The organism is Streptomyces orinoci, assembly GCF_003121295.1.
Lineage (GTDB): Bacteria > Actinomycetota > Actinomycetes > Streptomycetales > Streptomycetaceae > Streptomyces > Streptomyces orinoci.
On record NZ_PHNC01000029.1, the window covers coordinates 72,718 to 94,335 of the forward strand.

Here is a 21,618-nt window from a genome sequence, read left to right on the forward strand (position 1 = left end):
GTGGGCACAACCGGGCCGCACCCGGAAACGAAACCGCATCTGCCGACGACCGTCGCCGTTCGGCCGCAGGCCGTGCGTGGCTGGTCGCGCAGTTCCCCGCGCCCCCGGAAGGGCGCACCCGGCGACGAAACGGCATCTGCCGACGGCCCCTGCCGTTCGGCCACAGGCCGTGCGTGGCTGGGCGCGCAGTTCCCCGCGCCCCTGGTGGGGCCACCCAGCGGGATGGGTGAGGGCCAGGGCGTGGAGTGCCCTGGCCCTCGGAGAATGTGAGGGTCAGTGACCCTGTTCGTCGCGGCGTCGCTGCCAGCGCTGCTCGATGCGGTCCATCATCGACCGGCGGGGCCGCCCCTGCCGCCTGGGGCCGCCGCCCAGGGGACTCGCGGCACCTCGCGCCGCGCCTCCCTTGCGCCACCCCGTTACCACCAGCACCGCGCACCCCAGCATGACCAGGAAACCGACCACGCTGATCCAGATCCACTGGGCGACCATTCCGGCCATCAGCAGCGCGATACCCACCAGAAAGCCCGCGATCGCCTGGTAGACCCGTCGCCGGGTGTACGTGCGCAGGCCGCTGCCCTCAAGCGCTGTCGCGAACTTGGGATCTTCGGCGTACAGCGCTCGCTCCATCTGCTCGAGCATGCGCTGCTCGTGCTCCGAGAGCGGCACGGAGTCCTCCTACTCGTCGGTCGCGGGGGTGCGACCGGGTGCGACCCTTTCAGGATAGGCAGGGATTCGCCCCCGTGAAACCCGCCCCTCTGCGCCAATTCGCCCACCGGCCCCGACTGGCGGCCGATGATGTCGGGACGTACATTCCCTCCCCGCCGACCCGTCATGCCGGACGGTGTTCTCCCGATCATACGGGGCGAACGGCCTGATCGGTGGGGTGTGGCCGGGCCCGCTCTCAGCCCCGCCGGGCCAGCACATGGAGCTGGCCGGCCACCGAGTGGAAGGCGGGCAGCGCGGCCGCCGCCTCCTCCAGGCGGAACAGCGCCTCCAGGGCGCCCGGTTCGGCGTCCACCAGCACTCCCGGCACCAGGTCGGCGAAGATCCGCACTCCGTGCACCGCCTGGACCTCCAGCCCGGCGCCGGTGACCAGTTCCGACAGCTGGTCGGGGGTGAAGCGGCTGGGCACCGGGTCGCTGGCGCCCCAGTGGCCGGCCGGGTCGGTCAGCGCCTGGCGGGCCTCGGTGAAGTGCCCGGCCAGCGCCCGGGCCAGCACCGCGCCGCCCAGCCCGGCCACGAGCAGGCTGAGGACGCCGCCGGGCCGCAGCGCGTCCACCGCGTTGCGCACCCCGGCGGCCGGGTCCTCCAGGTACTCCAGCACGCCATGGCAGAGCACCGCGTCATAGGCGCCGTGCTCCGCCACCTCGAACAGGCCCTGGGTGTCGCCCTGCACCCCGCGCACCAGGTCGGCCACGCCCGCCTCGGCGGCCCGGCGTTCCAGGGCGAACAGCGCGTTGGGGCTGGGGTCCACCACGGTGACGTGGTGGCCGAGCCGGGCCACCTCCACCGCGAACTTGCCGCTGCCGCCGCCCGCGTCCAGTACCTGGAGCACGCCGCCTGCCGCCCGGCGGTCCAGGGCGTCCTTGAGGACTTCCCAGACCACGGCGGTACGCAGGGACGCCCGGGGGCGCGATGGGGTCTCCACGCCCTGGGCGGGGGAAGGCTCGGTCACGGCGGGTGGCTCCTCGGCGCGGCGGTGATCGGAAGGACGTCGAGGGACGTCGGGGCCCACCCTAATGGGCCAGGCCCGGACGCCCGCACCGCCAGGCCAGGTCAGCCCGCCTCGGCCGGCTCGCGCGGCAGCATCGGCTGCCGGACCAGCATCCGCTCCACCAGCCGCAGGAACATCCCGGCCTGGCGCAGCAGATCGTCCGCCTCGCGCTGCCCGGCCGCGGTGGGTATGCCCGCCTCGGCACGGGCCCGGCGCTGGGCACCGGAGGCGAACAGGGCGCTCCACTCGGCGAGTTCGGGTGCGACCTCGGGGAGCAGCTCCCAGGCGCTGCGGATCCGGCGCCGCCGTCCCGGAGGCTCCGGCCGGGCCCGTACCGCCAGCACCGCGGCGGCGGCGCGCAGCGCGGCGAGGTGGGCGGTGGCGTACCTCTCATGCGGGGCGGTGAGCGAGGCGGCTTCCTCCAGGCCGAGCCGGGCCTGGAGCAGCAGGTCGAGGGCCGCGGGCGGGGCCGGGGCGGTGGTGCTTGCCGGGCTGGCCATGACGAACCTCCTTCGTCGGGGCTGACGGCCATGGGATGACCGCCGACTGTGCCCATCCTGGGGCACCCCACTGACAATCGCCGCTGACCTGGGCAGACGCCCTTGGGCCGACCCCGGCCGAGGGCGGCCGGGGGGCCTGCGCCATACTTTTTTAGACTGACCAGTCAGTGCAAGATCGTCACCAGGGAGGTCACCGTGGACCGCACCCCGCCCGGAGCCGCCGTCAGGGCGCAGGGATTCGGCGTCAAGGGACCGCGCGGATGGGTCTTCGACGGCGTGGACATCGACGCCCCGTCCGGCTCGCTGATCGCCGTCGAGGGACCGTCCGGCTCCGGCCGCACCTGTCTGCTGCTCGCGCTCACCGGACGTATGCGCCCCGGTGCCGGATCCGCCGAGATCGGCGGGCTGGCGCTGCCCAGGCGGATGGCGGCGGTGCGGCAGTTCGCCGCCCTGGCCCATGTCCCGGGCGTGGCCGAACTGGAGCCGGCCCTGACCGTGGCCGAGCATCTACGGGAACGGGCCCTGCTGCAGCGGCGGTTCAGCGGTTCGCCGCGTGAGCTGCTGCGGCCGCGTACCGAGCGGAAGGCGGCCGCCCGCGCCCGGATCGACGCGGCGCTGGCCGCCGCCGGGCTGGAGCTGTCCGCCCTGCCCAAGGGCGAGCGCACCGCCGCCCGGGACCTGGAACGGCTCCAGGCGCTGCGCCTGTCGCTGGCCCTGGCCCTGATCGGCGCCCCGCGGCTGATCGCCGTGGACGACCTGGACCTCAAGCTCTCCGACGCCGAACGCGCCGAAGCCTGGGGGCTGTTGAGGTCGCTGGCCGGCGCCGGAACGACCGTACTGGCGGTATGCAGCCAGGCACCCACGGACGCGGTGGTGGTCCGCACCGGCGAGCGGGACGGCCGGGAGGACCGGGTGGAGCAGGAGACCGAGGAGGTGGCGGCCGATGCGCTCGCCTAGGCTGGCCGTTCTGGAGCTGCGGAAGTTCGGCCGGGGCCGGCTGCCCCGGGCCGCGCTGATCGCTCTGCTGCTGCTTCCGCTGCTCTACGGCGGGCTGTATCTCTGGTCGTTCTGGGACCCGTACGGCCGTCTGGACAAGGTGCCGGTGGCCCTGGTCAACGACGACCGCGGGGCCACCGTGGACGGCAAGAAGCTCACCGCGGGCGACTCCATCGCCGAGGGGCTGCATGACAGCAGGACCTTCCAGTGGCACGAGACCAGCGCGGCGGAGGCCAAGAAGGGCCTGGAGAAGGGCCGTTACTACCTCTCGCTGACCATCCCCGCGGACTTCAGCAAGCGGGTGGCGTCCAGCTCCGGTGACTCACCGGTCACCGGTGCACTCCAGGTACGCACCAATGACGCCAACAACTACATCGTGGGCTCCATCTCGCGCACCGTCTTCGCCGAGGTGCGGGCGAGCGCCTCCCGCAAGGCGTCCCGCGGCTTCTACGACAAGATCTTCGTCTCCTTCTCCGACCTGCACGACAAGACCAAGCAGGCCGCGGACGGCGCGGACCGGCTGGGCGATGGCATCGACCAGGCCAAGAAGGGCACCGGGGACCTCAAGAACGGGCTGGACACGGCCAAGGACGGCACCGGCAAGCTCTCGGACGGCGTGGACAAGCTGCATGAGGGCGCGGGCACCCTGGACGACAAGACCCGCGAACTGGCCGACGGTGCGCGCCAGGTGGCGGACGGCACCCAGCAACTGGCCGACAAGGTGAACGCCGCCGCGGACTCCAAGGGCGGCGTCTATGTCAAGGAGCACGCGGCGCAGATAGCCACCGCTGCGGGCGAAATCGCCGACAAGACCAGGGAGTTGCGCCAGCACCTCAAGGATCTCCCGTCGGCCGACACCACCGCGGCGCTCCAAGCGGGCAGCGCGGCGGCCTGGAGCAGCCTCTCCGGCTGGTACGACACGCTCTGCAAGACCCAGCAGCCCTTCTGCCCCGACCTGGAGAAGGCCGTGTTCGCCGCGAAGCAGTCGGCGGACGGCGCCAAGGCGCTCAACACCCTGATGCAGAACAAGAACGGGGAGCTCGACCAGCTCCCGGAGCAGCTGGACCTGCTGAACGGCTACGCCCGGAAGCTGGCCGACGCCGGTCCCGGACTCGCCGACGACATCGACAACGCCGTACGCGAGGCCAACGCCCTCAATGACGGCGCCCATAAGGTCGCCGATGGCGCGGGGAAGATCCATGACGGCGCCGGGCAGCTCAACTCCGGCCTGGGCACCGCCTCGGACAAGATGTCCGCCCTGGACACCGGCATCGGCAAGCTGCAGAACGGCGCGGACACCCTGCAAGGCGGGATGTTCAAGCTCTCGGACGGGTCCGCCAAGCTCTCCGGCGGGCTGCATGACGGGGTCGGCAAGATCCCGGACTATGACAAAAAGGACCGGGACGCCCATACCGAGGTGATGGCCGACCCGGTGAAGCTGGCCTCCCAGGCGATGCACAAGGCGCCCAACTACGGCACCGGGTTCGCCCCTTACTTCCTGCCGCTCTCCCTCTGGGTGGGCGCCATGGTGGCGTACATGCTGATCCAGCCGCTCAACCGGCGGGCACTGGCGGCCGGTGCCTCGGCCTGGCGGACCGCGCTGGCGGGCTGGCTGCCGGTGGTCGCGGTGGGGCTGGGGCAGGTACTGGCGCTGCTGGCGGTGCTGCACTGGGCGGTCGGCCTGCAGATGGAGCATGCCCTGGGCACCGTGGGCTTCCTGGTCCTGGCCTCGCTCTGCTTCGCCGCCATGGTGCAGTGGCTCAACGCCCGCTTCGGGCCCGCCGGACGCATCCTGGTGCTGGCGCTGCTGATGCTCCAGCTGACCTCGGCGGGCGGCACCTATCCGGTGCAGACCAGCCCCGGCTTCTTCAACGCCCTGCATCCCTTCCTGCCGATGAGCTATGTGGTCCAGGGGCTGCGCCATCTGATCTCCGGCGGTGACCTGGGCAGCGTCTGGCAGGCATGCGCGGTGCTGGCCGCCTTCACCGCCGGTTCGCTGGCGCTCACCGCCTGGGCGGCGCGCGGCAAACAGGTCTGGCGGGTGGACAAGCTGCACCCCGAGATCAGCCTGTGAAAAAGCACCCTCCGGCTACGGGGAGAATCACCCTCATGGACAGCAGCGGTACACGCCGTCAGAACACACGGCGCAAGCTCTTCGAGGCGGCGGTCACCCTGATCGCGGAGCAGGGATTCTCCTCCACCACGGTGGACGAGATCGCCGAGCGGGCGGGGGTGGCCAAGGGCACGGTCTACTACAACTTCGCCAGTAAGACCGTGCTCTTCGAGGAGCTGCTCAGGGACGGCATCGAGCTGCTGACCGTCTCCCTGCGGCAGTCGGCCGAGGACACCGCCGCCCGCGGCGGCAGCCGGGTGGACGCGCTGGACGCGATGATCCGGGCCGGACTGGACTTCATCGCCCGCTACCCCTCGCTGACCCAGCTCTATGTGGCCGAGCTCTGGCGCACCAACCGGGCCTGGCAGTCCACCCTGATGCAGGTGCGGCAGAAGGCCATCGCGGTGATCGAGTCGGTGCTGCGGGAGGCGGTGGAGGGCGGCGAGCTCAGCCAGGAGATCGACATTCCGCTGACCGCCTCCGCCCTGTTCGGCATGGTGCTGGTGGCCGCGCTGGACTGGCAGTCCTTCCAGCCGGAGCGGTCCATCGACGAGGTGCACTCGGCGCTGTCCCGGCTGCTTCAGGGCAGGGTCAGCGGCGACCGCCACTGACCCCGGGCCCCGTTACGATCACCCGGTGTCCGTTCTTCCTCTCGTCTTCACCAGCGGCTGGGCCAGCGGCATCAACGCCTATGCGGTGGTGCTGCTGCTCGGCCTGCTGGGCCGGGCCGGCGTCACCGACCAGGTGCCGGACGCCCTCCAGCGCCCGGATGTGCTGATCGCCGCCGGGATCCTCTTTGTCTGCGAGGCCATCGCGGACAAGATCCCCTATGTGGACTCCGTCTGGGACGCGGTCCACACGGTGATCCGTCCGGTCGCCGGAGCGGTGGTCGCCGCGCTGCTGGCCGGAGCGCACGGCTCGCTGTCCCAGCTGGCGGCCGGGGCGGTCGGCGGGATCACCGCCCTGCTGAGCCATCTGGTGAAGGCGGGCACCAGGATGGCGGTGAACACCTCACCGGAACCGGCCAGCAATATCCTGCTCAGCCTGCTGGAGGATCTGGCGGTGGCGGCCCTGGTGGTCTTCGCCCTGTTCCACCCGGTGGCGGCGGCGGTGATCGCGGGCACCCTGCTCGGCCTGGGCATCGCCCTGGTGGTCTTCCTGTGGAAGCGGGTACGCGCCTTCCTCGCCCGGCGGCGGCAGCGGCGCCGGGTCCCGCCGCCTGGCGAGGGCGCTGTCGGCACGCCCCGTTAAAGTCGGCGGCATGACACGGATCGTGGTGATCGGCGCCGGTATGGGCGCCATGGCGGCGGCCGCGCGACTGGCCGTCGCGGGCCACCGGGTGGCGGTGTACGAACGCTCGGCGGCGCCCGGTGGCGGGGCCGGCCGGCTGGCCAGGGACGGCTTCACCTTTGACACCGGCCCCGGGCTGCTCCATCTGCCCGCCGTCTACCGCGACTTGTTCATCAAGACCGGCAAGGAGCCGCTGGAGCAGAGCGTGCGGCTGCGCCAGGTCGATCCGGCGAGCAGCCATCGCTTCCCGGACGGCACGGTGGTCGAGCTGCCCAACGCCTCACGGGCCGGGGTGGTCCAGGCGCTGGACGCGGCGCTGGCGCCGGGCGCGGGTGAGCGCTGGAGCGAGCTGATCAACCGGGCCCGGGACGCCTGGGACGCCACTCGGCGGCCCTTGCTGGAGGAGCCGCTGCCCGCCGAGCCGGAGCGGCTTGCGGCGCTCGGCCGCGATCCCTATCCGGCGGCGCGCCGGCGGGGGCTGTTCCGCCGCTCCGGGGCGTGCACTCTGGAGGCCGTCGCCCGGCGGGAGCTGGCCGATCCCCGGCTGATCGCCCTGCTGGAGAGCCATGCCCTGGCCCATGGCCTGGACCCGCGCCGGGCACCGGGATCGGCGGCCGTGCTGGCGTATATGGAGCAGACCTTTGGCAGTTGGTATGCCGAGGGCGGCATCCGGGCCCTGGCAGAGGCCCTTTATGCCCGTTGCCTCGCCCGGAAGGTGGAGTTCCACTTCGGGGCCGAGGTGACCGGCCTGGTGGAGAAGGACGGCCGGGCGGCGGGGGTACGGCTGGCCGACGGGTCGGTGGTGGAGGGCGATGCGGTGGTTTCCGGGGTGGATCCGGCATTGCTGGGCGCTCCCGTACCTGGGCCGCCGCGGAGCCGGTTCAGTGTCTTCCTGGCCCTGCGGGGGGCGCGGCCGGAGGGTACGCCGCACCGTACGGTGGTCCACGCCCCCGACAGGGAGGCGGAGTTGGCGGCGGTCTTCGGCCCCCGGCCGCATGCGGGTCACCGTCCGAGCGTGGTGGTTCTGCGGCCGGATGATGCTGCCACCCGGCCGGATGCGGGGCATGAGGCGGTGACGGTCACGGCGACGGTGGCTCCGCAGGGGGAAGTTGACTGGGCGGATCAGCACACCCGCGAGGGCTTTGCCCAGCGGATGGTCCATGCGGCCGGGGCTGCCGTTCCTGGTCTGGCCGAGCGAGTGCTGTGGCGCGAGGTGCGTACGCCGTTGGATGTCGCGGCGGCGACGGGGGCGGTGGGCGGTGGGGTTCCGGCCCCCGCCCTGGCGGGTGCGGACGGTGCGTTTCTGCACCCTGGCAACTTGGCGTCGCTGCCCGGCCTTTACCTGGCCGGTGGGTTCGCTCACCCGGGGGGTGGGCTTGCGCATGCGGGGATGTCGGGGGCGTTGGTGGCCGGGCTGATCGTGGAGGGTGCGGCTTTCCGCGGCTCGCGGTGACATCCCCACCCACGCACCGCCCTCCCCCAGCTACCGCTGGGGGTGCCCCCATCCCGGCGAGTGACGGTCGAGCTCGCCAGCGGGTGGCCAAGCACCGTCGGCGGCTGCCCGCGCCCCTCAGGGGCGCGGGGAACTGCGCGACCAGCCCAAGGCGGCCCGCAGTTGGGCACGACCCCGCGCCCCTGTCGGGGCGCCCTAGTAGCGGTAGTGCTGCTGGTCGTCGTAGCCGGGGCCCTGGTCGTGGGGATAGGGGGGTGCGTCCGTGTCGCGTTGCTGGGGGACCCAGACACCACCGGGCGGGGTGTCCATGTCGTACTGCTGCGGGGCGTAGCCGTCCGCGGGGTAACCGCCCATCCCGTACTGCTGCTGGGGCTGCTGCGCATAGCCGTCGTAAGTCTCGTACCCCTGCTGGCGGTTGCCGATATAGGGGTCGGAGTAGGCGGCGTACTGGCCCTGCGCATAGTCGAACTGGCCGCCCTGCGCCGGGTATTCGGCACCCTGCGGGGCGCCCTGGAAGGCGTCGTACGCGCCGAAGACGCTGGTCTCCTCCACCGCCGCGTACTCGGCGGTGGGCTGCTCCGGCACACCGGTGAGGCCGGTGGGGACCGGCACCTCGGCCGGCTCGGCGGGCTGGTCAAGCGGCGCCGTGGCGGCGGTCGTTGCGGCCGTCGTTGCGGCGGCCGTGGCGGCCGTCTTCGCCGCGGCCCTGGCGGCGGAGGAGCCGCGGCCGCCCCGGCGGCGTCCGGCGCGTCCCGCGGCCCGGCCCTCGGCCGGAGCCCCCTCGCTCGCCGCCGGCGGCCGCCGAAGCGCCCAGCCCTCGGCGAAGCCGCGCCGGAAGGAGAGCGTCACAAAGATCTGCCCGACCGCGAAGCCCACGGCACCGACGACAATCACCGGCACCGAGGTGAACATCACTCCGGCCACCACGCCGAGGAACCCGGCGAAGGCCAGCAGCCGCCAGCGCAGCCGGGCCTTGTACTGCAGCAGCACCTCGCTGAGCAGCCAGAGCGCGACGATGCCGAACGCGATATAGAGGACCGTCCAGCCCATTAGCGCCCCTCTCGTTCGGCCGCCGTTCCCGGCCGGCCGTCAGGACCGCTGGTGCAGTCCCAGGTTCTCGTAGATTTCCAAGGTTGCCGTGGAGTGGTTCAGGGTAATGAAATGCAGCCCGGGAATCTCCTCGGCCATCAACCGTGCACACAGTTCGGTCGCGTACTCGATCCCGACCGAGCGTACAGCCGCCGGATCGTCCTGTACCGCCCGGATCCGTTCTGCCAGTGCCGAGGGGAAGGCGGCATTGCTCAGCTGTGCGAATCGCTCGATCTGCCGGACATTGGTGACCGGCATGATCTCCGGGATGATCGGGGTGTCGCAGCCCGCCGCCGCGACCCGGTCGCGCAGCCGCAGATAGTCCTCGGCGTGGAAGAACATCTGGGTGATGGCGAAGTCCGCGCCCGCCCGGCATTTGGCCACAAAGTGCCGGACATCGGTCTCCCAGTCCGTGGAGCGCGGATGCATCTCCGGGAAGGCGGCCACGCCCACGCAGAAGTCACCCGACTCCTTGATCAGACGCACCAGTTCGGCGGCGTAGTACAGGCCCCTCGGATGCCGCACCCACTCGCCCAGCGGGTCGCCGGGCGGATCCCCGCGCAGCGCGAGCATATTGCGGATGCCCACATCGGCGTACTGGCCGATGATGTTGCGCAGTTCGGCCACCGAGTGGTTGACCGCGGTCAGATGGGCCACCGGAGTCAGGGTGGTGTCGGTGGCGATGCGCTCGGTCGCCCGTACCGTGCCCTCCCGGGAGGAGCCGCCGGCGCCATAGGTCACGGAGACAAAGGTGGGGGCGACCGCCTCGATCCGCCGGATGGCGTTCCACAGGGTGCGTTCACCCCGTTCGGTCTTGGGGGCGGCGAACTCGAAGGAGTAGGAACGCTCGCCGGAAGCCAGCAGCTCACGCACTGTGCGGGCGTGGTCAGTCCGGGTGGACGCGGTACCAAGGGCCATACCCGCCAAGTTAACCAGCGGTCCGGCGGCACCCCAACCCGTATTGGCGAAATGCCCTTTATCTCCGGGCGGTTCCTCAGCGGTTCTCGATGGTCAGTCGAGTTCCCGGATCCGCCGGGACAGCCGGGCGGCCGCCGCGCCGGGGTCATCGGCCTCGGTGATGGCGCGGACCACCACGATCCGCCGGGCGCCCGCCTCGAGCACCTGGTCCAGATTGCCCTCGTCGATGCCGCCGATGGCGAACCAGGGACGGTCCGGGTTGCGGGAGGCGGCATGGCGCACCAGGGACAGGCCGGGGGCGGGCCGGCCGGGCTTGGTGGGGGTGGGCCAGCAGGGGCCGGTGCAGAAGTAGTCCACCCCGGGCTCGGCCAGGGCGGCGTCCACCTCCGCCTCGGCGTGGGTGGAGCGGCCTATCAGCACCTCCTCGCCCAGGATGGCGCGGGCCGCGGGCACCGGGAGGTCGCCCTGGCCCAGGTGCAGCACCTGGGAACGGGCGGCATGGGCCACATCGGCCCGGTCGTTGACGGCCAGCAGCCGGCCGTGCCGGCGGGCCGCCGCGGCGAACACCGCCAGATGCTCCAGCTCCTCCGCGGCCTCCATGCCCTTGTCCCGGAGCTGGATGATGTCCACCCCGGCGGCCAGCACCGCGTCCAGGAACTCGGGCAGATCGCCCTGCCGCCGGCGGGCGTCGGTGCACAGATAGAGCCGGGCGTCGGCGAGCTGCTTGCGGGCGGTGGCGGACATACGGGTGGGACTCCCCCGGGGTCGGCGGTGTACGGGCCCGGACCTTCCGGCCCGTACACCGCGCTGTTTCTCAATTGCGGATGCGGTTGCGTTTGCGGTTGCGCTTGCGGACGGCTTTAGACGGCGAGCGCCTGGGCGCGGCGCTTCACCTCCGTGCCGCGATTCTCGCGCAGCGCCCGCACGGGGGTGCCGGGGAGGGTCGGGTCCTCGGTGAAGAGCCACTCCAGCATCTCTTCGTCGCTGAAGCCGTCGTCCTTCAGCAGCGTCAAGGTGCCGGACAGGCCCTTGATCACCCTGCCCCCGCCGATGAACTCGGCGGGCACCTGGAGCACGCGGTTCTCGCCCCGCCGCACGGCGATCAGCTGGCCCTCCTTGACCAGCTGCCGGACGCGCGTCACCTCCACGCCGAGCTCTTCGGCGACATCGGGGAGGGTGAGCCAGGCGGGGACGAGAGCATCGATCTTTGCGTCAATCTCGGTCACGGGACAAGCCTGCCATCCGCCACTGACAGCCGGTAGCCGGGTTGACCCGGGAGAGGCGTGAGACACTCCCGCGGACCCCCGCCCGGGCCCCCGGAGGTGCCCTCGGGCGCGGCCGGGCGCCCGTACGCTCACCGCCGTACCGCCGCCTTCAGCGGCACCGAGGCGTCCGCCGCCCGGGCCCGGTCCAGTACCGCGCCCTGCTCGATCAGCTTGCGGCCCTGGGCCAGATCGCGGGGCCGTCCCACCGCGAGCAGGGCCACCAGCACCCCGGACCTCAGCCAGCACACCGTCCAGGCGGCGCTGTCCGGGTCGCCGCGCCAGAGGAGTTCGTCGGCCGCGGCATGGTGGCCCGCGTACTGGACAAAGCGGCCGAACTGCTCGGACCAGAAGTAGGGCACCGGGTCGTAGACCGGGCCCTCCTCCGGCCCCAGCACAATGTTGGCGGCCACCGTGCGCGGGCCCTGGAGGGCGTTGTCCCAGTGGTGCACCAGCAGCCGCTCGCCATAGCGGGCGGAGGGGAAGGAGGCGCAGTCGCCGACCGCGTAGACGTCCGGCAGCGAGGTGCGCAGCCGCTCGTCGGTGACCACCGAGCGGTCCTCGGCCAGCTCGATCCCGGAGCCGGCCAGCCAGTCGGTGGCCGGACGGGCGCCGATGCCCACCACCACCGCGTCCGCCTCGATCCGGCGGCCGTCGGCCAGCACCACCGCCCCCTCCGTCACAGACGCCACCTTGGCCCCGGTGATCAGGCGGGCCCCGCTGTGCTCGTACCAGTCGGTCATATGGGCCGCCACCTCGGCGGGCACCGCTCCGGCCAGCACCCGGTCGGCGGCCTCCACCACGGTCACCGCGCAGCCCGCCTCCCGGGCCGCGGTGGCGAACTCGGCGCCGATCCAGCCCGCGCCCACCGCCACCACACTGCGCCGGGCGGCCAGCAGCGGCCGCAGCCGCTCGGCGTCGTCCATGGTGCGCAGCAGATGCACCCCGGGCACGCCCTCACTGCCGGGCAGCCGGACGGGCACCGCGCCGGTGGCGATGACCAGCACGTCGTACGAGACGCTGCCGCGCACCGTGTCCACCCGGTGCTCCGCGGCGCGCAGGGCGGTGACCTCCCGGCCCAGCTGCACCTCGATGCCCAGCCCCGCGAAGTCCACCTCGAAGGCGGAGCCCTCCGCCTTGCCCAGCAGGATGGTCTTGGACAGCGGCGGCCGGTCGTACGGCGGGTGCGACTCCGCTCCCAGCAGGGTGATCTCGCCGGTCCAGCCCTGTTCCCGCAGGGCGACCGCGGTCTGCACGCCGGCCATGCCGGCGCCCACGATCACAACTCGCCCGCCACCGGTGGTGTTCGTCTGCTCACTCACCCGGTCACCATATGGCGACCGCGGAGGGCTTACCGAGCACCCGGCCAGGAGACCTCCGACACAAACCCCCACCCGTGTGCGCCCGTCCGCCGGGCCCCGCCGCCTTCCGGTGCTCTCCCGGCCCGTACTAGGGTGGCCGCTGTACACGCACTCGCGGGAGCCCGGCGCACCGGGCTGAGAGGGAGGCTTCGGCGGCCTCCGACCGTACGAACCTGATCCGGGTCATGCCGGCGAAGGGAGGGGCTGGACGCCCATGCACGCGTCTCAATGTCCGGACGGCGGTGGCCCACCGGGGGCCTGGGATGTCCTGGTGATCGGCGGTGGCCCGATCGGGCTGGTGACCGCCTGGCGGGCGGCCCAGCGGGGGCTGCGTACCGCGCTCGCCGACCCCTCGCCCGGCGGCGGTGCCGCGCGGGTGGCGGCCGGCATGCTGGCCCCGGTCACCGAACTGCACTACGGGGAAGAAGCGCTGCTCGCCCTCAATCTGGCCTCGGCGCGCCGCTTTCCGGCGTTCACCGCCGAGCTGGAGGAGGCCAGCGGCCGGGACACCGGCTACCGGGCCTGCGGCACCCTGGCCGTGGCCCTGGACTCCGACGACCGGGCGCATCTCAGCGAACTCCACCAACTCCAGCTGCGCTGCGGCCTGGAGGCCACCTGGCTGTCCGGGCGGGAGTGCCGCCGGCTGGAGCCGATGCTGGCCCCCGGGGTGCGGGGCGGGCTGCGGGTGGACGGTGACCACCAGACCGATCCCCGGCGGCTGACCCAGGCCCTGCTGACGGCCGGTGAGCGGGCCGGGGTGGAGCTACTGCGGCAGCGGGCGGTCCGTCTGCTGACCGCCGGAGGCCGGGCCACCGGCGCCCAACTCGCCGATGGGACAAGGGTGTCGGCCGGCCAGACGGTGCTGGCGGCGGGCAGTCACAGCGGGACGCTGGCCGGGGTGCCCGAGGAGGTGCTGCCGCCGGTACGGCCGGTCAAGGGGCAGCTGCTGCGGCTGCGGGTGCCCGGCCCGTACCGTCCGTTCCTCTCCCGTACGGTCCGGGCGGTGGTGCGCGGCACGCCGGTCTATCTGGTGCCCCGGGAGAACGGCGAGCTGGTGGTGGGCGCCACCACCGAGGAGCTGGGCTTCGACACCACGGTCACCGCGGGCGGGGTCTACCAGCTGCTGCGCGACGCCCATGAACTGGTGCCCGGGGTAACGGAGTTGCCGCTGGTGGAGACCTGCGCCGGGCTGCGTCCGGGCTCCCCCGACAACGCCCCGCTGCTGGGTCCCACCGCGCTGCCCGGCCTGCATCTGGCCACCGGCCACCACCGCAACGGCGTGCTGCTCACCCCGCTGACCGGGGAGGTGCTCGCCGAGCTGCTGACCGGCGGCCGGGTGCCGGACGAGGCCATTCCGTTCTCCCCCGCCCGCTTCACCCCGGCACTTCAGGAGCAGTCCCTATGACCGGCACGACCGGCACGACCGGCACCGTTCGGGTCTCCGTCAATGGCGAGCAGCGTCTGGTCCCCGGCGGGACCACTCTTGACGGCCTGGTGGCCGCGCTCACCGACGCCCGGAACGGCATCGCCGCCGCCGTCAACGAGACCGTCGTCCCACGCGGCCGCTGGGCGGCCACCACGCTGGGCGACGGCGACCGGATCGAAGTTCTCACCGCGGTGCAGGGAGGCTGATCAGTACCCATGGCAGACGATCTGCTCACCATCGCCGACACCGTCTTCACCTCCCGCCTGATCATGGGCACCGGCGGCGCGCCCAGCCTGGATGTGCTGGAACGGGCCCTGCTGGCCTCCGGCACCGAGCTGACCACGGTCGCCATGCGGCGGCTGGACCCCTCGGTACGCGGCTCGGTGCTCTCGGTGCTGGAGCGGCACGGGGTACGGGTGCTGCCCAACACGGCGGGCTGCTTCACCGCGGGCGAGGCGGTGCTCACCGCCCGGCTGGCGCGGGAGGCGCTGGGTACGGACTGGGTGAAGCTGGAGGTGATCGCCGATGAGCGCACCCTGCTGCCGGATCCTGTCGAACTGCTCGACGCGGCCGAGATCCTGGTGGACGACGGCTTTACGGTGCTGCCGTACACCAATGACGACCCGGTGCTGGCCCGCCGGCTGGAGGACCTCGGCTGCGCCGCGATCATGCCGCTGGGCTCGCCGATCGGCTCCGGCCTGGGCATCCGCAATCCGCACAACTTCCAGCTGATCACCGAGCGGGCGAGTGTGCCGGTGATCCTGGACGCGGGCGCGGGCACCGCCTCGGACGCGGCGCTGGCGATGGAGCTGGGCTGCTCGGCGGTGATGCTGGCCTCGGCGGTGACACGGGCGCAGGAGCCGGTGCTGATGGCGGAGGCGATGCGGCACGCGGTGGAGGCGGGGCGGCTGGCGTACCGCGCGGGGCGCATTCCGCGCCGCCACTTCGCGGAGGCGTCCTCGCCTGTTGCGGGCCGGGCCGCCTTGGATCCGGAGCGTCCGGCTTTCACGGTGGCGTGACCGTCCGGGGCCGCACCCGGCGGCGGGATCTGCGGTGCCACGGTAAGTGCGTACCCGGGTGCGGCCCGTCCGTGGCTGGTCGCGCCCACGCGGCGGAGCCGCATTTCGATACCGTCCCGCGCCCCTTCCGGGGCGCCCGGCACCCGCACCGGTGCCCCGTCCGGACGCACGCACCCGCAGCGCGCCCCGCACGGGCTCGTAGACTCGTGGACCGTGGACACCACCCTCCCGGACCCCCTGGTAGACCAGCTCCTCGACGACCGCTACCGCATCGAGGCCCGCATCGCCACCGGCGGCATGGCCACGGTCTACCGGGCCCTGGACACCCGCCTCGACCGTGTGCTCGCCCTCAAGGTGATGCACCCCGACCTGGCGCGGGACGCCGCCTTCACGGAGCGCTTCATCCGGGAGGCCAAGTCGGCGGCCCGCCTGGACCACCCCAATGTGGTGAGCGTCTTCGACCAGGGCACCGACGCGGGCTATGTCTACCTGGCCATGGAGTATGTGGCCGGCTGCACCCTGCGCGACGTACTGCGCGAGCGCGGCGCCCTCCAGCCGCGAGCCGCGCTGGATGTCATGGAGCCGGTGCTGGCCGCCCTGGGCGCCGCCCACCGCGCCGAGCTGGTGCACCGGGACATAAAACCGGAGAACGTGCTGATCGGCGACGACGGCCGGGTGAAGGTCGCGGACTTCGGGCTGGTGCGCGCGGTGGGCACCAACACCACCACCGACTCCGGCTCCGTCCTGGGCACCCTCTCCTACCTCGCGCCGGAGCAGATCGAGCACGGTGTGGTGGACACCCGCACCGATGTCTACGCCTGCGGCGTGGTGCTCTACGAGATGCTCACCGGCCTCAAGCCGCACTCCGGGGCCAATCCCGCCCAGGTCCTCTACCAGCACCTCAACCAGGATGTGCCGCCGCCGTCCGGGGAGACCCCGGGCCTGGCCCCGGAGCTGGACGAGGTGGTGGCCGTCTGCACCTCCCGCGACCCCGGGCTGCGCCCGGACGACGCGGTGGGGATGCTGGCGCTGGTCCGCGAGGCCCGTGCGGCGCTGACCGACGAGCAGCTGGACCTCCGCCCGCCGCGCGCCCTGGCCTCGCACGCGGGCCCGGAGGAGCGCACCACCGTGCTCCCCCGGCCCTCCGTCTCCCCCTCCCTGCTGACCCCGCTGCCGGGCCGGGCGCAAAGGGACGGCACGGACCGGGACGGCACCGACCGCACCGCCCGCTTCGAGCAGCCGCCGGTCCCCCCGCAGTCCGCCCCGCCCGCCCCGGGTCGCCGGCTGCCCGGACCGCTGGGCCGGGTACGGCGGCGTACCGCGCTGCTGATGGCGGCGGCCGTGCTGGCGATGCTGGCCGGCACCGGCGTCTGGTACATCAGCTCCGGCCAATTCACCTCGGTCCCGGCCGTGCTGGACCTGACCGAGCAGCAGGCGGAGCAGAAGCTGGACCGGGCCGGGCTGCGGGTGAGCACCCGGCAGGAGTTCAGCGACACCATCGAGCGCGGCCATGTGATGGCCACCGACCCCAGGCCCGGGGAGCGGATCCGCAACACCGGCCGGGTGACGCTCATCATCTCCCGGGGCCCGCAGCGGGCAGAAGTGCCCAATGTCAAGGGCATGCCCCTGGACCAGGCCAAGAAGAAGATCACTGGCGCCGGGCTGACGGTCGGCGAGCTCCAGCAGCAGTTCAGCGGAGAGACCCCACAGGGTTCGGTGCTCTCCACCGACCCCGGGCCGGGCACCGAGCGCCGCCCCGACTCCCCGGTCAACCTGGTGGTCAGCAAGGGCGAGGCGCTGGACGTACCGGATGTCACCGGCCTGCCGGTGGACGACGCCACCTCCGCCCTGCACGACGCCGGATTCCAGGCCAAGGTGGCCGACACCCAGGTCTACTCGGATCGCGGCAAGGGCGATGTGGCCGACCAGTCCCCGGCCAAGGGCGCCAAGGCGGCCAAGGGCGACACCATCACCCTGACCGTCTCCAAGGGCAAGGAGATGCTCCCGGTGCCCGATGTCACCGGCAGGAGCGAGGCGGACGCCCGGCGCATCCTCACCGAGGCCGGGTTCCAGGTGAAGGTGGACCGGCCGTTCCTCTTCCCCAAGGACTCGGTGGACAGCCAGTCGGTGCGGGCCGGGGACAAGGCGGCCCGGGGCGACACCATCACCATCCGGATGAAGAGCGGGTTCTGAGGTTCGTGAGCGCGATACGCAATCCCATCGGCGGCCATGTCCCGGTGGCCGGCGGCCTGGCCCGGACCGGGCTGCCGTACGCCCGGCGGATGGGCGCCGAGGCGGTGCAGGTGTTTGTGGCCAACCCCAGGGGCTGGGCCACTCCGGCGGGGAACCCGGCCCAGGACGAGGAGTTCCGGGCCGGCTGTGCGGAGGCCGGGCTGCCGGTGTACGTGCACGCCCCCTACCTGATCAACTTCGGCTCGCACACCGAGGAGACCGCCGAACGCTCGGTGCTCTCGCTGCGGCACTCGCTGCGCCGGGGGCGGGAGATCGGGGCGCGCGGGGTGGTGGTGCACACCGGCTCGGCCACCGGCGGGCGGGCGCGTCCCACGGCGCTGGCACAGGTACGCGAGCGGCTGCTGCCGCTGCTAGAGGAGCTGACGCACCCGGAGGACCCCCGGCTGCTGCTGGAGCCCACGGCCGGCCAGGGCGCCTCGCTGTGCTCCTGGATCGCCGACCTGGGCCCGTACTTCGAGGCCCTGGACCACCATCCGCGGCTGGGCGTCTGCCTGGACACCTGCCATCTCTTCGCGGCCGGGCACGACCTGGCCGGGCCCGGCGGGATGAAGCAGGCGCTGGACGAGCTGACGGAGGTGGTGGGGACGGGCCGGCTGGGCCTGATCCACGCCAATGACTCCAAGGACGTGGTGGGCGCCCACAAGGACCGGCACGCCAATATCGGCGCCGGATTCATCGGCGCCGAGCCCTTCGCCGAGCTCTTCTCCCACCCGGAGACGGCTGGGGTGCCGCTGACCATCGAGACACCGGGCGGCCCGGAGGGGCACGCGGCGGATGTGGCCCGGCTGAAGGAACTGCGGGACGCCACCGTCTAGCGGCGGGCGCTCCGCGCTAGAGCTCGGGGCCCTCGCCCGGCAGCTCCTGGTAGGAGTAGCGCTGCTCCCGCCAGGGGTCGCCGAGGTTGTGGTAGCCCCGCTCCTCCCAGAAGCCGCGCCGGTCGGTGGTCATGTACTCCACGCCGCGCACCCACTTGGGGCCCTTCCAGGCGTACAGGTGCGGCACCGCCAGCCGTACCGGGAAGCCGTGCTCGGCGGTGAGCAGTTCGCCGTCCTTGTGGGTGGCGAAGATGCTCCGCTCATCGGTGAAGTCGGCCAGCCGCAGATTGGCGCTGTAGCCGTACTCGGCCCAGACCATCACATGGGTGACCGCGGGCGCGGGCGGTGCCAGCTCCACGATGGTCCGGGCCAGCACCCCGCCCCACTCCACGCCCAGCACGCTGTACTTGGTGACACAGTGGAGGTCGGCCGTCACCGTGGCGTAGGGCAGCGCAGTGAACTCCTCATGGGTCCAGCACCGCTTGTCACCGTCCGCGGTGGCGCCGAAGACCCGGAACTCCCAGCGCTCCGGCCGGAACTTCGGCACCGGGCCATAGTGCGTCACCGGCCAGCCGCGCTGGAGCCGCTGCCCCGGAGGCAGCTGGAGAGTCTCCCCTTTGCGGCTTTCCGCGCTTTTCGGCTGGCCCATGCCTCAATGGTGTCAGACCGTCAGGGGTGCTGATGACCAGGGACCATCCAGCCCCCTCTATCCGGACAAGTTCGACTAAGTGTGCACTTACTGGAAGGTTTCCTGACCCGGTGCGAGGATGCGCGCAATCCGTACGCCCTCCTCCCGGAAGGAGCCGCTGCGATGCAGGGCGACCCCGAGATCCTTGAGTTCCTCAATGAACAGCTGACCGGCGAGCTCACCGCCATCAACCAGTACTTCCTGCACGCCAAGCTGCAGGAGCACCAGGGCTGGACCAAGATCGCGGAGCACACCCGCGCGGAGTCCTTCGACGAGATGAAGCACGCCGAGGTGCTCACCGACCGGATCATCTTCCTCGAGGGCCTGCCCAACTACCAGCGGCTCTTCCATGTCCGTATCGGCCAGTCCATCACCGAGATGTTCCAGGCCGACCGCCAGGTGGAGGTGGAGGCCATCGACCGGCTGCGGCGGGGGGTGGAGGTGATGCGGGCCAAGGGCGACATCACCTCGGCCAATATCTTCGAGTCGATCCTGGCCGACGAGGAGGACCACATCGACTACCTCGACACCCAGCTGGGCCTGATCGAAAAACTCGGCGAGCCGCTGTATCTGGCCCAGTTCATCGACCAGTCCAGCGGCGATTCCCACTAGGCACCCGCCCCTGGGGGGCGCCCCGTCAGGGGCGCGGGGAACTGCGCGCTCGGCCCAAGACGGCCCGCACAGAGACACCGGACCGGCAGCGGCACCCCCCAAGGGGCGCGGGGAACTGCACGACCGGCCACCCACAACCCGCACCCGAAAGGCGAACCCCGCTCAAGCAGCCAGTTCCCCGCCCAGCGCGGGCGGCGTCGGCGCCAGCACCCTCACCTCGGGCGCCAGAACGTCCCGCTCGCCGCGCTCGACCAGTTCCCGACGCGGGCACGCCCCCCGCCCCAGCAGCGCCTGGATACGCCGCACACAGCCACCGCAGTCCGTACCGGCCTTGCAGGCCGAAGCGATCTTGCGCGGCGTACACGCCCCCCGTTCCGCATGCTCACGCACCTGCTGCTCCGTGATGCCGAAGCATGAGCAGACGTACACGCGGCCACCGCCTCGCCGGGGAGAGATCAACTAGGAAGGTAACCCTTACCTTACCCGGTCCGTCCGGACCGCGACAACGCACTGGGGCGCGGATCACACGATCCGCGCCCCAGCACTCGGCACACCCCTACTGGTCCCGGTACATCTCCGCGACCAGGAACGCCAGGTCCAACGACTGGCTGCGGTTGAGCCGGGGGTCGCAGGCGGTCTCATAGCGCTGGTGCAGATCGTCCACGAAGATCTCGTCGCCGCCGCCCACGCACTCGGTGACATCGTCACCGGTCAGCTCCACATGGATGCCGCCCGGATGCGTGCCCACGCCCTTGTGCACCTCGAAGAAGCCCTTGACCTCGTCCAGCACATCGTCGAAGCGCCGGGTCTTGTGCCCGGAGGCCGCCTCGAAGGTGTTGCCGTGCATCGGGTCGCAGACCCAGGCCACCTGCGCACCGGAGGCGGTGACCTTCTCCACCAGCTCCGGCAGCCGGTCGCGGATCTTGTCCGCGCCCATCCGGGTGATAAAGGTCAGCCGGCCCGGCTCACGGTCCGGGTCCAGGCGCTCAATCAGGGTGAGCGCCTCCTCCGGGGTGGTGGTCGGCCCCAGCTTCACCCCGATGGGGTTGCGGATCCGGGCGGCGAACTCGATGTGCGCGCCGTCCAGCTGCCGGGTGCGCTCACCGATCCACACCATATGGCCCGAGACGTCGTAGAGGTCACCGGTGCGCGAGTCCACCCGGGTCAGCGCCGACTCGTAGTCCAGGATCAGCGCCTCATGGGAGGCATAGAACTCCACCGTCTTGAACTCCTCCGGGTCCACCCCGCAGGCGTTCATAAAGTTCATCGCCCGGTCGATCTCCCGGGCCAGCTGCTCATAGCGCTGCCCGGAGGGCGAGGAGCGTACAAAGTCCTGGTTCCAGGCGTGCACCTGGCGCAGGTCGGCATAGCCACCGGTGGTGAAGGCACGCACCAGGTTCAGCGTGGAGGCGGAGGCGTGGTACATCCGCTTCAGCCGCTGGGGGTCGGGCGTACGGGCCTCGGGGGTGAAGGCGAAGCCATTGACCGAGTCGCCCCGGTAGGTCGGCAGGGTCACCCCGTCCCGGGTCTCGGTCGGCTTGGAACGCGGCTTGCTGTACTGGCCCGCGATCCGGCCCACCTTGACCACCGGCACCGAACCGGCGTAGGTCAGCACCGCACCCATCTGGAGCAGGGTCTTGAGCTTGTTGCGGATCTGGTCGGCGCCCACGGCGTCGAAGGCCTCGGCGCAGTCACCGCCCTGGAGCAGGAACGCCTCGCCACGGGCCACCGCTGCCAGACGCTCGCGCAGCTGGTCGCACTCACCGGCGAAGACGAGGGGCGGATAGGACTCGAGCTCGGCGATCACATCGCGCAGAGCCTCTTGGTCCGGCCACTCAGGCTGCTGCGCCGCGGGCAGAGAGCGCCAGGTGTTGCCACCGGCGTGGAGTTCAGCGTTCACGGTCACGACCTCAACATTACGGGGTGCGGAGGGGCCTTCCCCGGGCCGCCCGCACTCTGAGACAACCCTTCCGGAATACGGAGACGCGGCGCCGGGCCGTCGGGTATGGTGCGCCCATGCACGCGTCGCTCAAGTCGCTCAACCAGAACTGGTGGTGGACCGCTCTCCCGGCGGCCCACTGATCGCGCGCATCCCAGGATCCACGCACC

Annotated in this window: 22 protein-coding genes and 1 riboswitch; of the genes, 11 read left to right on the plus strand and 11 right to left on the minus strand. The window is 72.1% G+C overall.

Features of this window, described 5'->3' with window-relative positions; genetic code table 11:
* Positions 1 to 273: 273 nt before the first annotated feature.
* The 3 genes from CV755_RS14915 to CV755_RS14925 all read right to left on the minus strand — a co-directional run bounded on the left by CV755_RS14915 (position 274) and on the right by CV755_RS14925 (position 2,214).
* Entirely contained in the window at positions 274 to 666 is a 393-nt protein-coding gene (locus CV755_RS14915) for a DUF3040 domain-containing protein (protein ID WP_109280729.1), read from the minus strand.
* Between the two features lie 235 nt (positions 667 to 901).
* A complete protein-coding gene (locus CV755_RS14920; RefSeq protein ID WP_109281877.1) occupies positions 902 to 1,648 on the minus strand; it encodes a methyltransferase in 747 nt (248 codons plus the stop codon).
* 128 nt (positions 1,649 to 1,776) lie between these two features.
* The gene (locus CV755_RS14925) at positions 1,777 to 2,214 is read right to left on the minus strand and encodes an SAV_6107 family HEPN domain-containing protein (protein WP_109280730.1); all 438 of its coding nucleotides are present in this window, start codon (positions 2,212 to 2,214) and stop codon (positions 1,777 to 1,779) included.
* 195 nt (positions 2,215 to 2,409) lie between these two features.
* Between CV755_RS14925 and CV755_RS14930 the strand changes: the two genes are divergently transcribed.
* From CV755_RS14930 to CV755_RS14950, 5 genes are read left to right on the plus strand one after another with little or no spacing between them, the layout of a single operon-like run.
* Entirely contained in the window at positions 2,410 to 3,171 is a 762-nt protein-coding gene (locus CV755_RS14930) for an ATP-binding cassette domain-containing protein (RefSeq protein ID WP_109280731.1), read from the plus strand.
* Positions 3,158 to 5,284 (plus strand): YhgE/Pip domain-containing protein, encoded by a 2,127-nt coding sequence (locus tag CV755_RS14935; protein WP_109280732.1) that lies wholly within the window; start codon positions 3,158 to 3,160, stop codon positions 5,282 to 5,284. The genes CV755_RS14930 and CV755_RS14935 overlap by 14 nt, the downstream gene beginning before the upstream one ends.
* A gap of 35 nt (positions 5,285 to 5,319) precedes the next feature.
* Positions 5,320 to 5,934 (plus strand): TetR/AcrR family transcriptional regulator, encoded by a 615-nt coding sequence (locus CV755_RS14940; RefSeq protein WP_109280733.1) that lies wholly within the window; start codon positions 5,320 to 5,322, stop codon positions 5,932 to 5,934.
* A 25-nt stretch (positions 5,935 to 5,959) separates the two neighbouring features.
* A complete protein-coding gene (locus CV755_RS14945; RefSeq protein ID WP_109280734.1) occupies positions 5,960 to 6,574 on the plus strand; it encodes a DUF4126 domain-containing protein in 615 nt (204 codons plus the stop codon).
* Positions 6,575 to 6,584: 10 nt separating this feature from the next.
* Positions 6,585 to 8,066 carry a phytoene desaturase family protein gene (locus CV755_RS14950; RefSeq protein ID WP_109280735.1) on the plus strand — a complete coding sequence of 494 codons (1,482 nt, stop codon included), beginning with the start codon at positions 6,585 to 6,587 and terminating at the stop codon, positions 8,064 to 8,066.
* A 195-nt stretch (positions 8,067 to 8,261) separates the two neighbouring features.
* Here the strand turns inward: CV755_RS14950 and CV755_RS14955 are convergent, their stop codons facing one another.
* The 5 genes from CV755_RS14955 to CV755_RS14975 form a co-directional block, all read right to left on the minus strand.
* The gene (locus CV755_RS14955) at positions 8,262 to 9,116 is read right to left on the minus strand and encodes a hypothetical protein (protein WP_109280736.1); all 855 of its coding nucleotides are present in this window, start codon (positions 9,114 to 9,116) and stop codon (positions 8,262 to 8,264) included.
* Between the two features lie 39 nt (positions 9,117 to 9,155).
* Positions 9,156 to 10,073: a methylenetetrahydrofolate reductase [NAD(P)H] gene (gene metF / locus CV755_RS14960; RefSeq protein ID WP_109280737.1), complete on the minus strand. Its 918-nt coding sequence runs from the start codon at positions 10,071 to 10,073 to the stop codon at positions 9,156 to 9,158.
* Between the two features lie 93 nt (positions 10,074 to 10,166).
* Entirely contained in the window at positions 10,167 to 10,817 is a 651-nt protein-coding gene (gene thiE / locus CV755_RS14965) for a thiamine phosphate synthase (protein WP_109280738.1), read from the minus strand.
* A gap of 116 nt (positions 10,818 to 10,933) precedes the next feature.
* Positions 10,934 to 11,299 carry an Rv2175c family DNA-binding protein gene (locus CV755_RS14970; protein WP_109280739.1) on the minus strand — a complete coding sequence of 122 codons (366 nt, stop codon included), beginning with the start codon at positions 11,297 to 11,299 and terminating at the stop codon, positions 10,934 to 10,936.
* A 128-nt stretch (positions 11,300 to 11,427) separates the two neighbouring features.
* Positions 11,428 to 12,657 (minus strand): NAD(P)/FAD-dependent oxidoreductase, encoded by a 1,230-nt coding sequence (locus tag CV755_RS14975; protein WP_109280740.1) that lies wholly within the window; start codon positions 12,655 to 12,657, stop codon positions 11,428 to 11,430.
* Positions 12,658 to 12,800: 143 nt separating this feature from the next.
* Positions 12,801 to 12,913: riboswitch (TPP riboswitch) on the plus strand.
* Here CV755_RS14975 and thiO point away from each other — a divergent pair.
* From thiO to CV755_RS15000, 5 genes are all read left to right on the plus strand, one after another.
* On the plus strand, positions 12,911 to 14,101 hold the full coding sequence (gene thiO / locus CV755_RS14980) for a glycine oxidase ThiO (protein WP_109280741.1): 1,191 nt from the start codon (positions 12,911 to 12,913) through the stop codon (positions 14,099 to 14,101). (Overlaps the previous riboswitch by 3 nt.)
* Positions 14,098 to 14,328: a sulfur carrier protein ThiS gene (gene thiS, locus CV755_RS14985; protein WP_109280742.1), complete on the plus strand. Its 231-nt coding sequence runs from the start codon at positions 14,098 to 14,100 to the stop codon at positions 14,326 to 14,328. Before thiO ends, thiS begins: the two co-directional genes overlap by 4 nt.
* Positions 14,329 to 14,337: 9 nt before the next feature.
* A complete protein-coding gene (locus CV755_RS14990) occupies positions 14,338 to 15,141 on the plus strand; it encodes a thiazole synthase (protein WP_109280743.1) in 804 nt (267 codons plus the stop codon).
* Positions 15,142 to 15,354: 213 nt separating this feature from the next.
* A complete protein-coding gene (pknB, locus tag CV755_RS14995; RefSeq protein ID WP_109280744.1) occupies positions 15,355 to 17,334 on the plus strand; it encodes a Stk1 family PASTA domain-containing Ser/Thr kinase in 1,980 nt (659 codons plus the stop codon).
* Positions 17,335 to 17,339: 5 nt separating this feature from the next.
* Positions 17,340 to 18,209, plus strand: coding sequence for a deoxyribonuclease IV (locus CV755_RS15000; protein ID WP_109280745.1), 870 nt, complete (start codon positions 17,340 to 17,342; stop codon positions 18,207 to 18,209).
* A gap of 16 nt (positions 18,210 to 18,225) precedes the next feature.
* On the opposite strand, the gene CV755_RS15005 is transcribed toward CV755_RS15000, so the two are convergent.
* Positions 18,226 to 18,858 carry a sulfite oxidase-like oxidoreductase gene (locus CV755_RS15005; RefSeq protein WP_109280746.1) on the minus strand — a complete coding sequence of 211 codons (633 nt, stop codon included), beginning with the start codon at positions 18,856 to 18,858 and terminating at the stop codon, positions 18,226 to 18,228.
* A gap of 162 nt (positions 18,859 to 19,020) precedes the next feature.
* Here CV755_RS15005 and bfr point away from each other — a divergent pair, with 162 nt between their 5' ends.
* Positions 19,021 to 19,509: a bacterioferritin gene (gene bfr, locus CV755_RS15010; RefSeq protein ID WP_109280747.1), complete on the plus strand. Its 489-nt coding sequence runs from the start codon at positions 19,021 to 19,023 to the stop codon at positions 19,507 to 19,509.
* Between the two features lie 162 nt (positions 19,510 to 19,671).
* Here the strand turns inward: bfr and CV755_RS15015 are convergent, their stop codons facing one another.
* Positions 19,672 to 19,938, minus strand: a complete 267-nt coding sequence (locus CV755_RS15015; protein WP_109280748.1) for a (2Fe-2S)-binding protein — start codon at positions 19,936 to 19,938, stop codon at positions 19,672 to 19,674.
* Between the two features lie 127 nt (positions 19,939 to 20,065).
* Entirely contained in the window at positions 20,066 to 21,415 is a 1,350-nt protein-coding gene (locus CV755_RS15020) for a class II 3-deoxy-7-phosphoheptulonate synthase (RefSeq protein ID WP_109280749.1), read from the minus strand.
* Positions 21,416 to 21,618: the final 203 nt, after the last annotated feature.

Bases quoted from the DNA above. Each gene is read 5' to 3' on its own strand.
- CV755_RS14925 (WP_109280730.1), bottom strand. From the start codon at position 2,214: ATGGCCAGCCCGGCAAGCACCACCGCCCCGGCCCCGCCCGCGGCCCTC.
- CV755_RS14935 (WP_109280732.1), top strand. From the start codon at position 3,158: ATGCGCTCGCCTAGGCTGGCCGTTCTGGAGCTGCGGAAGTTCGGCCGG.
- CV755_RS14940 (WP_109280733.1), top strand. From the start codon at position 5,320: ATGGACAGCAGCGGTACACGCCGTCAGAACACACGGCGCAAGCTCTTC.
- CV755_RS14950 (WP_109280735.1), top strand. From the start codon at position 6,585: ATGACACGGATCGTGGTGATCGGCGCCGGTATGGGCGCCATGGCGGCG.
- CV755_RS14955 (WP_109280736.1), bottom strand. From the start codon at position 9,116: ATGGGCTGGACGGTCCTCTATATCGCGTTCGGCATCGTCGCGCTCTGG.
- metF (WP_109280737.1), bottom strand. From the start codon at position 10,073: ATGGCCCTTGGTACCGCGTCCACCCGGACTGACCACGCCCGCACAGTG.
- thiE (WP_109280738.1), bottom strand. From the start codon at position 10,817: ATGTCCGCCACCGCCCGCAAGCAGCTCGCCGACGCCCGGCTCTATCTG.
- thiO (WP_109280741.1), top strand. From the start codon at position 12,911: ATGCACGCGTCTCAATGTCCGGACGGCGGTGGCCCACCGGGGGCCTGG.
- thiS (WP_109280742.1), top strand. From the start codon at position 14,098: ATGACCGGCACGACCGGCACGACCGGCACCGTTCGGGTCTCCGTCAAT.
- CV755_RS14990 (WP_109280743.1), top strand. From the start codon at position 14,338: ATGGCAGACGATCTGCTCACCATCGCCGACACCGTCTTCACCTCCCGC.
- CV755_RS15005 (WP_109280746.1), bottom strand. From the start codon at position 18,858: ATGGGCCAGCCGAAAAGCGCGGAAAGCCGCAAAGGGGAGACTCTCCAG.
- bfr (WP_109280747.1), top strand. From the start codon at position 19,021: ATGCAGGGCGACCCCGAGATCCTTGAGTTCCTCAATGAACAGCTGACC.